A 10,463-nucleotide genomic window follows, 5' to 3' on the forward strand; every position below is an offset into this window, starting at 1 on the left:
GGTCCGTCCGACATGCCCGGAATGTCGGACTGTGTGACCCTGGTCGGGAGCTGTCCCGCCGCCGACCCCGCCCCGCGCGGTCGGCCGTCGCGGAAGGACCTCGACCGTGCACGCACCTTCGTCCGCGTTCCTCGGGCCGCTGCCCGCAGCACCGCCGCCGTCCGCCTCCCGCCGTGCCTCCCGCCGTGCCGCCGGGCGTGCCCTGGTCCGGGCGGGCGTCCGCCTCCGGGTGCGTCCGGGCACCCGCCGTGCCGAGCGCCGTGCGCGACGGCTGGTGGTGGTGGCGGTGCTCGGTCTCGCCGTTCCGCTGGCCGTCGGCCCGGTGGCGGTGGCCCTGCCGGCCGGCCCGGCCGGCGCCGTTCCCGTCCCGGTGGTCTCCCCGGCGCCGGCGGTCCCCCCGGTTCCGGCGCCCGGGCCGTCCGCCCCGCCGTCCGACCTGCCGTCCGCCCCGCCGTCCACGCAGGCGCTGCCCGCCGCGGAGGCGTCCGCCCCGCCCGGGCCCCCGTCCGCCCCGGAGCCGTCCGCCGTCGCGGAGTCCACGGCAGCCTCCGAGCCCTCCTCGGTCGCGGCCGAGGCGTCCGAGGCCGCCGAGGCGTCCGTGACCGCCGGCACCACCGCGACCAGCACCGCGAGCACCGCCGTCGGCGCGGCCGCGACCCCGGTCGTGCAGGCCGGGCGCCTGCGCCCCGGTCTTCCCCGGGCCGCGTGGGAGCAGCGCCGGCAGCGGCACCGCCCCGCCTCGGCGCCCGAACGCGTCCAGCAGGTGCCCGAGCAGGCACCGGAGCAGGTACCTGAGCAGGCGCCCGGGCAGGCACCGGAGCAGGCGCCCGGGCGGGCCGTCGGGCAGAGCCCGGAGCAGCCGGCGGAACGCCCGGTGGAACAGCAGGTGGAGCAGCAGCCGGAGCAGCCCGCCGGCCCCGCTGCGGACCCCGGCGCGGACTCCCCGGCCCCGGCCGGGCCCGCCGAGGACACCGGGAGCGGGACGCTGGCGCTCGGCCGACCCGGGCCGCGGGCCGCGGTGGCCGGCCCGGTCGTGCTGCCGACCCGGTGGGACGACGCCTCCACCCGCCAGCTCCCGCTCGGCGCCGGTCTCGGCCTGATCGGCTGCGGACTGGGGCTGATCGGCCTGCGGCTGCGGCGCGGCTGACCGCACCCCCGGGGCGGACGCGGGGCGCCCGGGTACCCGGGCGGACTGAGTATCCGTACGGATACCGCCCCCCGCGCCCGGGGCGTAGCGTCGTGCCCGGGTGGCCGGGGGCCTCCACCCCGGCAATCCCAGTGAGGGAGAATGTGGTTCATGACGAATCCGATGAACGAGCGCTCGTCGCACGAGTTCCACCAGGCCATGGGCGGGCAGTCGCAGGACGGCCAGAAGGTGCTGATCGTCGGACCGGACGGGATGCCGGTGGGCCAGGGGGCGATGGGCATGACCGGGGACGACGAGGGGGACGGCCCGCGCGAGCTGCCGGTGACCGAGATGGTCGAGCAGCCCGCGAAGGTCATGCGGATCGGCAGCATGATCAAGCAGCTGTTGGAGGAGGTCCGGGCGGCTCCCCTCGACGAGGCCAGCCGGGCCCGGCTGAAGGACATCCACGCCAGCTCGATCAAGGAGCTGGAGCTCGGTCTGGCCCCCGAGCTGGTCGCCGAGCTGGAGCGGCTCTCGCTGCCGTTCACCGAGGACTCGATCCCGACCGAGGCCGAGCTGCGGATCGCGCAGGCGCAGCTGGTGGGCTGGCTGGAGGGGCTGTTCCACGGCATCCAGACCGCGCTGTTCGCCCAGCAGATGGCGGCGCGCGCGCAGCTGGAGCAGATGCGCCGGGCGCTGCCGCCCGGTCTGCACGGCGCGGAGCCGGAGGGCGACGAGCCGGGCGAGGGCCGCGGCATCCGCTCCGGCCCGTACCTGTAGGCCGTATCCGTACCGCCACGGTCCCGCCGGGGCCGTGCGGCACCGGGCGCGGCAGGGCGCCCCGGTGCCGGGAGGACCACCGGCCGGTGCCCGGTCGCGACCTGGACACAGTGTCGGCCCTGGACCGGTCGGCGTCGGCGCGAGCCGATACCCTGGGCCCCTGTCGCAGGCCGGGCGAGCGCCGCGACAGGGGCAGGGCAGGCCAGCGGGCCGGGCCCGCACACGCACGGACGAGACCGAACGTCACGGTCGCGGCGGCAGGGCCGCACCGAGGGGGAGCAGAGGACCATGAGCGAGCACGGCAACGCGGCGGTCGAGGGCTACTCCCTGGGAAACGGGCGGTACGTGCTGCAGCGGGTGCTGGGCGAGGGCGGCATGGCCTCGGTCCACCTCGCGTACGACAGCGTGCTGGACCGGTCGGTGGCGCTGAAGAGCATGCACGCCGAGCTGGGCCGGGACGACTCGTTCAAGGAGCGCTTCCGCCGCGAGGCGCAGGCGGTGGCCCGGCTGGAACACCCCAACATCGTCACGGTGTACGACAGCGGCGAGGACATCGCCCCGGACGGCTCCAGCACCCCGTACATCGTCATGCAGCTGATCGACGGCAAGGGCCTGCGGGACGCCATCAACGAGGCGGTCGCCCAGCAGGGCGCGATCGCGGTCGAGGAGGCGCTGCGGGTCACCGTCGGCGTGCTGAACGCGCTGGAGGCCTCGCACGACATGGGCCTGGTGCATCGTGACATCAAGCCCGGCAACGTCATGTTCGACCGCAAGGGCAACGTCAAGGTCATGGACTTCGGCATCGCCCGCGCGCTGGAGAGCGGGGTCACCTCGATGACCCAGACCGGCATGGTGGTCGGCACCCCGCAGTACCTCTCGCCCGAGCAGGCGCTGGGCAAGCCGGTGGACGCCCGCTCCGACCTCTACTCGGTCGGCGTGATGCTCTTCGAGATGCTCACCGGCCAGCTGGTCTTCGACGGCGACTCGGCCTTCTCCATCGCGTACAAGCACGTCCAGGAGGAGCCGCCGGCGCCGTCCACGCTCAACCCGCGGCTCAGCCCGGCGGTCGACGAGTTCGTGGCCAGGGCGCTGCGCAAGGACCCGGCGCACCGGTTCCCGAGCGCGGCGGCGATGCGCGACGAGGCGGAGCGGCTGATGGGCGCGGCCAAGGGCGGCGGCAGCCCGCTGGCGGCCAGCAACCCGCTGGTGATCACCGACGGGCCGCGCTCGGTGCACGCGGCGCCGCAGGCCCCGAGCACCCCGCAGCCGTTCGCGCAGCCGCAGCAGCCGTTCCAGACCCCGCCGCCGGCCTACCAGGCGCCGCAGACGCCGACGCCGTTCCCGCAGCCGCAGCCGTTCCAGACCCCGCCGCCCGCCTTCCAGGCCCCGCACACCCCGCAGCCGCAGTTCCTCCACCCGCAGGCCCCGCAGGCGCACACCCCGCCGCCGCACCCGATGCCGGCGCCGCCGTTCCAGCCGGCCCCGGCCTCGAACAGCGGCGGCTGCTCGACCGCGCTGGTGATCATCGGCATCATCGTCGGCGTGATCGTGCTGGCGGTCATCATCATCGCGATCGTGGTGAACCGGGCCGAGCGGGACACGAAGTCCGGTCCCAGCTCGCGGGTCTCGGGGCCCACCGCCTCGGTGCTGCACCTGGACGGTCCGGCCGACCGGAATGGCCTGCTCTGACGCGTTCCGTCCGGAATCCGGGTGCCACAGGGGTCGGCCGGAGGCGGTAGCGTTCGGGGATACGAGCGACAGGGCACCGCGATCCGAGCGAAGGCCCGGGGCGAGGAGCGATGGCACAGACGCAGCATCCGGACGACGACGACGGGGCCTGGGCGACCGGTCCGGCCGGCGGGGCCCCGGGGCCCGGGCCCGGTAGCGACGCCGCCACGACCGCGCTCCCGCCGTACGGCGGCGGCCCGCAGACCCCCGGCCGGGGCACCGCGGCCCCGCTGGGCACGGTCGGCGACGGCCGCTACCGGCTGACCCACCGGCTCGGCCGGGGCGGCATGGCCGAGGTGCTGGCCGCCCAGGACGTCCGGCTCGGCCGGACCGTCGCGGTGAAGCTGCTCCGCGGCGAACTGGCGCAGGACGAGATCGCCCGGCTGCGCTTCACCAGGGAGGCGCACGCCGTCGCGGCGCTCAACCACCACGCGATCGTCTCGGTGTACGACACCGGCGAGGAGTACGTCGGCGAGGAGTCGACGCCCTACATCGTGATGGAGCTGGTCGAGGGCCGGACCGTCCGCGAACTGCTGGTGGACGAGGCGGAGCCGCCGGTCGACCAGGCGCTGATCATCATCGCCGGGGTGCTGGAGGCGCTGTCCTACAGCCACCGGCACGGCATCGTGCATCGTGACATCAAGCCGGCCAACGTGATCATCACGACCAACGGCGCGGTCAAGGTGATGGACTTCGGCATCGCCCGGGCGCTCACCGGCACGGCCTCGACGATGACCCAGACCGGCATGGTCATGGGCACCCCGCAGTACCTCTCGCCGGAACAGGCGCTGGGCAAGCAGGTCGACCACCGCTCCGACCTGTACGCGGCCGGCTGCATGCTCTACGAACTGCTGACGCTGCGCCCGCCGTTCACCGGCGACACCCCGCTGTCGGTGGTCTACCAGCACGTCCAGGACCAGCCGGTGCCGCCCTCGCAGGCCAATCCGCGGGTGCCGCCCGGCCTCGACCCGCTGGTGCTGCGCTCGCTGGCCAAGGACCCGGACGACCGGTTCCAGGACGCCGACGAGTTCCGCGCGCACATCGAGCACGCGCTGCGCGAGCTGACCGGCGGCACCGGCGGCTGGGCCGTCGGCGCCGCGGCCGGGGCGGCCGGCGTGCCGGGCCGCGGCGGGCTGCCGGCGGCGGACGAGACGGCGGTGCTCGGGACCGGTGTCCCGGGCGACCCGACGACGGTGCTGCCCTACCAGGTGCCGGGCGGCCCGCACACGCCGGCCTCGCCCTACCCGGCGGCCGGCGGCTCGTACGGGGACGGCGGCGACTCCGGCGGCGGGCACGGGCACGGCTCCGGCCGGCGCGGACCGTGGCGCTGGGTGGCCGGCATCGCGGCGGTGCTGGTCGCGGCCAGTGCCGGCATCGCCCTGGCGCTCAGCGGCGGCGACGACGGCGCGGACGGGAAGCCGGGCGGCACCAGCCCGTCCGCCGGGGTGGTGTCGACGGCGCCGGAGGCCACCACGCCCAGCTCCGGCGGGACGGCGACCTCCAGCCCGACCAACCAGAGCACCAAGCGTCCGCAGCAGCCGCAGCAGCCGACCGACAACGGCAACAACAACGGCGGCAACCAGAACCAGCAGCAGCCGAGCCAGCAGACCGGCAAGCACAACACGCCGAGTCCGACGGCGCCGCCGACCACGGCCGGCACCAAGCCGACGACCGAGCCCACGACGCCGACCGGCGCGGCCACCGCCCCGCCGACCAACGCCCCGACCACCGGGACGGGCGGCGGGGCGACGGCTCCGGCCACGCCTTCGGCGACCAACCCGCCCCCGACCGGGGGCAGCGGCGGCACGACCCCGCCGGCGGGCGGCGGCAGCGGCGGGGCCGGCAGCACCAAGCCGCCGGTGCAGCCCCCGACCCAGCCGCCGGCCACCACCGGCTGACCCGTCGGGTCAGTTGGCGAAGGCGTCCAGGACCTGCTCGTACTCCTGGCACCACCACGCCAACTGGCCCGCGGAGGCGGGGTACAGCGGGTCGGCCCGGTGGTCGGCCCGCTGGTAGCGCCACTGGAGCATCCAGAAGTCGTTCAGCCGCTCCCACCAGACCCGGTGCGCCGCGGCCGCCAGGTGCTCCGCGGTGGCGGCGCCGGTGGCCCGGTAGGACTGCGACCAGTGCCGGACCCGGACGAGGTCCAGCACCCCGCTGACGCGGTCGTTGAACAGCAGGGTGGCCGCCCGGACGGCCTCCTCGGCGCGCGGCTGCGGGCCGAGCTTGTCCCAGTCCAGGACGGCGGCGATCCGCCCGCCGCTGTGCAGCAGGTTGAGCCCGTGGAAGTCGCCGTGGGTCCAGCCGGTGGGCGGGGCGGCCTGCGGGAGCGGACGGCGGTGGGCGTGCTCGGTGAGCAGCTCCAGCCGTTCGGTCAGCCGGCGCTCCACCAGGGCGTCCAGCTCGCCGTGCGGCTGGTGCTCGCGGGCCCGGCGGCGCAGCTCGCGGGCGAGCCCGGAGCTGTCGCGCGGGTCCGCGCTGCGGTAGCCGGAGGGTTGTGCGAGGGGAGCGCAGACCTCGTCGAGCGCGCCGTGCAGCCGGCCGAGCAGCGCGCCCAGCTCGGCGCACTGCGGAACTGCCAGCTCGGTGCCGTGCCGGTGCCCGCCGTCCACCCAGGGGAAGAGGGCGAACAGCCGCCCGCCGAACGCGGCGATCGTGGCGGTCCGGCCGGAGAGGGCCAGCGGGGGAGCGACGGGCAGCCCGAGGGCGGCCAGCGCGTCCATCGCGCGGTGGTGGGCGGCGACGGCCTCCCGGCCGGCGGTCGCGGCGTCGACGTAGCACTTCAGGAAGTAGTCGCCGGCCTCGGTGCTGACCCGGTAGCCGCGGTTCAGCAGGCCTTCGGCGACGGGTTCGGCGGTGAGCAGGCGGCCCACCCGGTAGCGGCGCAGGACCTCGGCGAGCGCGGCGCGGGGGACGGGCGGGCTGAGGGTTCCTATCGGGGGCGCGGTGAGGTCGGGACGGGCTGGTGCGAGGGCAAGGGTCTGGCTGAAAGTCACAGCCAGAGGTTAGGACCTCTCGGCGGGGGTCCTTGACAGCTCGTCAGTTCTGTGCATCCGCCCTATCCGTGCTGGTGGTCCGCCTGGTGCCGGGCCACGAAGGCGGCCGCCTGGGTCCGGCGCTCCATCCCCATCTTCGCGAGCAGACTGGAGACGTAGTTCTTCACCGTCTTTTCGGCGAGGTGCAGCTCGTTGCCGATCTGACGATTGGTCATCCCTTCGCCGATCAGGTCCAGGATGCGGCGCTCCTGCTTGGTGAGCTGGGAGAGCCGCTCGTCCTCCTTCTCGCCGCCGTCGCGCAGCCGGGCGAGCACCCGGCTGGTGGCGACCGGGTCGAGCAGCGAGCGGCCGGCCGCGACGTCCCGGACGGCGGTGATCAGGTCGGTGCCGCGGATCGCCTTCAGCACGTAGCCGGAGGCCCCCGCCATGATCGAGTCGAACAGCGCCTCGTCGTCGGAGAACGAGGTCAGCATCAGGCACTTGATCTCCGGCAGCCGGGAGCGGATCTCCCGGCAGACCTCGACCCCGTTGCCGTCCGGCAGCCGGACGTCCAGGACCGCGACGTCGGGGTGGACCGCCGGGATCCTGGTCAGCGCCTCGGCGGCGGTGCCGGCCTCGCCGACCACCTCGATGTCGTCCTCGACCGAGAGGAGTTCGTGGACCCCCCTGCGGACCACCTCGTGGTCGTCGAGGAGGAATACCCTGATCTGTCCCTTATCAGTCACGCGCAAAGCCTCCCATATCACCCTACGAGAGACCTCTCGCCCGCACCGGACCGGGGTCACGATCCGGCCAGAGCGGTCGAAACCGATGCCGGTAACCCCCTTACGCAGGAGCCTCCGCCCGGATAACGTGCGCAGGTGTCCTGAAGGCGACCGAATTGAGAGCTGCGCCACACGCGCGTTTGTAGACCCCGAACAAGTAGGACGTCCTAGCGCAGACGCGCCGAGGGCGGACGCTGGGTAACGTTCTCGTGAGGGACGCCGTCGGAACAGGATCACCACCTGCCCCGCAGTTGGGAGCGCACACCCACGCGCGCCCCGCGAGGCGGTGACCGGACCGGTCACCGGCGACCCCGGGCGGCCGGACAGACCGAGGAGTGAACGTGACCGTCAAAAGCACGGCGAGGGCCCGCAAGAAGGCGGCCCCCGGCGTCCCTGACACCCTCCGCGCCACGGGTAAGGACGCCCAGCCGGAGCTCGTGCAGCTGCTCACCCCGGAAGGCGAGCGGGTCGAGCACCCGGACTTCCCGCTCACCGTGGAGCCGGACGAGCTTCGAGCCCTCTACCGTGACCTGGTGCTGGTGCGCCGGTTCGACGCGGAGGCCACCTCCCTGCAGCGCCAGGGCGAGCTGGGCCTGTGGGCCTCGCTGCTCGGCCAGGAGGCGGCGCAGGTCGGCTCCGGCCGCGCGCTGCGGCCCGGCGACTACGCCTTCCCCACCTACCGCGAGCACGGCGTCGCCTGGTGCCGCGACGTCGACCCGCTGAACCTGCTCGGCATGTTCCGCGGCGTGAACCACGGCGGCTGGGACCCGAACGAGAAGAACTTCCACCTCTACACCATCGTGATCGGCGCGCAGACCCTGCACGCCACCGGCTACGCGATGGGCATCACCAAGGACGGCGCCGACGACGCGGTGATCGCGTACTTCGGCGACGGCGCCTCCAGCCAGGGCGATGTCAACGAGGCCTTCACTTTCGCCTCGGTCTACAACGCCCCGGTGGTGTTCTTCTGCCAGAACAACCAGTGGGCGATCTCCGAGCCCACCACCACCCAGACCCGGATCCCGCTGTACCGCCGCGCCTCCGGCTTCGGCTTCCCGGGCGTGCGGGTCGACGGCAACGACGTGCTGGCCTGCCTCGCGGTGACCCGCTGGGCCCTGGAGCACGCCCGCAGCGGCAACGGCCCGGTGCTGATCGAGGCGTTCACCTACCGGATGGGCGCGCACACCACCTCCGACGACCCCACCCGCTACCGGCTCGCCGAGGAGACCGAGGCCTGGAAGGCCAAGGACCCGATCACCCGGCTGCGCGCCCTGCTGGAGAAGCAGGGGCTGGCCGACGAGGCGTTCTTCGCCTCGGTCGACGCCGAGAGCGAGCAGCTCGGCCTGCGGGTGCGCGAGGGCGTGCGCGGCATGCCGGACCCGGACCCCACCCTGATCTTCGACCACGTCTACGCCGAGCCGCACGCGCTGGTCGATGAGGAACGGGCCGGGTACGTCGAGTACGCGGCCTCCTTCGAGGCGGGGGAGAACCTCTGATGGCCGGTCAGCTCAGCATCGCCAAGGCGCTCAACGAGGCGCTGCGCAAGTCGCTGGAGAGCGACCCGAAGACCGTCCTGATGGGCGAGGACATCGGCAAGCTCGGCGGCGTCTTCCGGATCACCGACGGCCTGCAGAAGGACTTCGGCGAGGGCCGGGTGATCGACACCCCGCTCGCCGAGTCCGGCATCGTCGGCACCGCGATCGGCCTCGCGCTGCGCGGCTACCGCCCGGTGGTGGAGATCCAGTTCGACGGCTTCGTCTACCCGGCCTTCGACCAGATCGTCTCCCAGCTGGCCAAGATGCACGCCCGGGCGCTCGGCCACGTCAAGATGCCGGTCACCGTCCGCATCCCCTACGCCGGCGGCATCGGCGCGGTGGAGCACCACAGCGAGTCGCACGAGGCGTACTTCGCGCACACCGCCGGTCTGCGGGTGGTCAGCCCGTCCAACGCGCACGACGCGCACTGGATGCTGCGCCAGGCCATCGAGTCGGACGACCCGGTGATCTTCCTGGAGCCCAAGCGGCGCTACTGGGACAAGGGCGAGGTCGGCGACGCGGCCGACCTCGGCCTGCACGACGCCCGGATCGTGCGCCCCGGCGCCGATGCCACGCTGATCGCCTACGGCCCGATGGTGAAGGTCTGCCTGGAGGCCGCCGCGGCCGCCGAGGAGGACGGCCGCCGGCTGGAGGTCGTCGACCTGCGCTCGCTCACCCCGGTCGACTTCGCCGCCCTGGAGGAGTCGGTGAAGCGGACCGGACGCGGCATCGTCGTGCACGAGGCGCCGGTGTTCCTGGGCATGGGGGCCGAGCTGGCCGCCCGGCTCACCGAACGCTGCTTCTACCACCTGGAGGCGCCGATCCTGCGGGTCGGCGGCTACTACGCGCCGTACCCGCCGTCCCGGGTCGAGGAGGCCTTCCTCCCCGACCTGGACCGCGTGCTCGACGCCGTCGACCGCGCCTTCGCGTACTGATCCAGGGGAGCGATGATGACCACCGAAGTTCGCTCGCTCCGCGAGTTCAAGATGCCCGACGTGGGCGAGGGCCTCACCGAGGCCGAGATCCTCAGCTGGTACGTCAAGCCCGGTGACACCGTCACCGACGGGCAGGTCGTCTGCGAGGTGGAGACCGCCAAGGCCGCCGTGGAGCTGCCGATCCCGTTCACCGGGGTCGTCGAGCAGCTGTTCTTCCCGGAGGGCGCGACGGTCGACGTCGGCACCGTGATCATCTCGGTCGCGGTGGCCAGCGGGGCGGGGACGCCCGCGGCCGCGCCGGCCGCCCCGGCGCCCGCCGCTGCCGCCGAGGAGGCCGCCGAGCCCGAGCGGCGCGAGGTGCTGGTCGGCTACGGCCCGCGGACCGGCGGCAGCCAGCGCCGGGCCCGCCGCACCACGGCGGCCGCGCCGGCGCCGGTCGCGGCTCCGGCCGCGGTGCCCGCCCCGGCCCCCGCGCCGGTCGCGGTTCCGGCCCCGGACCCCGAGGCCGCCCTCGAGGAGGCCGCGGACACTGCCGTCGCCCTCCAGCCGGTGCGACATGGGGGCAGGCAACCCGTTATAGAGCGGTGGGCCGGGCGGCC

The 10,463-nt window shown here is 74.5% G+C and carries 9 protein-coding genes; 7 read left to right on the forward strand and 2 right to left on the reverse strand.

Annotated elements, in window-relative coordinates; genetic code table 11:
- The first annotated feature begins 106 nt into the window (after positions 1 to 106).
- The 4 genes from ACFXAM_RS24690 (at position 107) to ACFXAM_RS24705 (ending at position 5,532) form a co-directional block, all read left to right on the forward strand.
- Positions 107 to 1,147, forward strand: coding sequence for a hypothetical protein (locus tag ACFXAM_RS24690; RefSeq protein WP_380294413.1), 1,041 nt, complete (start codon positions 107 to 109; stop codon positions 1,145 to 1,147).
- A gap of 198 nt (positions 1,148 to 1,345) precedes the next feature.
- Complete coding sequence (locus ACFXAM_RS24695; protein WP_380294424.1) at positions 1,346 to 1,906, forward strand: bacterial proteasome activator family protein; 561 nt, start codon at positions 1,346 to 1,348, stop codon at positions 1,904 to 1,906.
- Positions 1,907 to 2,194: 288 nt separating this feature from the next.
- On the forward strand, positions 2,195 to 3,595 hold the full coding sequence (locus ACFXAM_RS24700) for a protein kinase (RefSeq protein WP_380294414.1): 1,401 nt from the start codon (positions 2,195 to 2,197) through the stop codon (positions 3,593 to 3,595).
- Positions 3,596 to 3,705: 110 nt separating this feature from the next.
- Positions 3,706 to 5,532 carry a protein kinase gene (locus ACFXAM_RS24705; RefSeq protein WP_380294415.1) on the forward strand — a complete coding sequence of 609 codons (1,827 nt, stop codon included), beginning with the start codon at positions 3,706 to 3,708 and terminating at the stop codon, positions 5,530 to 5,532.
- A 9-nt stretch (positions 5,533 to 5,541) separates the two neighbouring features.
- On the opposite strand, the gene ACFXAM_RS24710 is transcribed toward ACFXAM_RS24705, so the two are convergent.
- Positions 5,542 to 6,630 carry a phosphotransferase enzyme family protein gene (locus ACFXAM_RS24710; protein WP_380294416.1) on the reverse strand — a complete coding sequence of 363 codons (1,089 nt, stop codon included), beginning with the start codon at positions 6,628 to 6,630 and terminating at the stop codon, positions 5,542 to 5,544.
- A 62-nt stretch (positions 6,631 to 6,692) separates the two neighbouring features.
- Positions 6,693 to 7,355 (reverse strand): response regulator, encoded by a 663-nt coding sequence (locus ACFXAM_RS24715; protein ID WP_380294417.1) that lies wholly within the window; start codon positions 7,353 to 7,355, stop codon positions 6,693 to 6,695.
- Positions 7,356 to 7,735: 380 nt separating this feature from the next.
- On the opposite strand from ACFXAM_RS24715, the gene pdhA reads away from it, so the two are divergent.
- From pdhA to ACFXAM_RS24730, 3 genes are all read left to right on the forward strand, one after another.
- Positions 7,736 to 8,890: a pyruvate dehydrogenase (acetyl-transferring) E1 component subunit alpha gene (gene pdhA / locus ACFXAM_RS24720; RefSeq protein ID WP_380294418.1), complete on the forward strand. Its 1,155-nt coding sequence runs from the start codon at positions 7,736 to 7,738 to the stop codon at positions 8,888 to 8,890.
- A complete protein-coding gene (locus ACFXAM_RS24725; RefSeq protein WP_380294419.1) occupies positions 8,890 to 9,864 on the forward strand; it encodes an alpha-ketoacid dehydrogenase subunit beta in 975 nt (324 codons plus the stop codon). Before pdhA ends, ACFXAM_RS24725 begins: the two co-directional genes overlap by 1 nt.
- Before the next feature lie 15 nt (positions 9,865 to 9,879).
- Positions 9,880 to 10,463: biotin/lipoyl-containing protein (locus ACFXAM_RS24730; protein ID WP_380294420.1), on the forward strand; the 584-nt coding region annotated here is incomplete at its 3' end.

The organism is Kitasatospora sp. NPDC059462 (genome assembly GCF_042749955.1).
GTDB lineage: Bacteria > Actinomycetota > Actinomycetes > Streptomycetales > Streptomycetaceae > Kitasatospora.

Coding starts and splice junctions, on each gene's coding strand:
- ACFXAM_RS24695 (WP_380294424.1), top strand. CDS start 1,346: ATGGGCGGGCAGTCGCAGGACGGCCAGAAGGTGCTGATCGTCGGACCG.
- ACFXAM_RS24700 (WP_380294414.1), top strand. CDS start 2,195: ATGAGCGAGCACGGCAACGCGGCGGTCGAGGGCTACTCCCTGGGAAAC.
- ACFXAM_RS24705 (WP_380294415.1), top strand. CDS start 3,706: ATGGCACAGACGCAGCATCCGGACGACGACGACGGGGCCTGGGCGACC.
- ACFXAM_RS24725 (WP_380294419.1), top strand. CDS start 8,890: ATGGCCGGTCAGCTCAGCATCGCCAAGGCGCTCAACGAGGCGCTGCGC.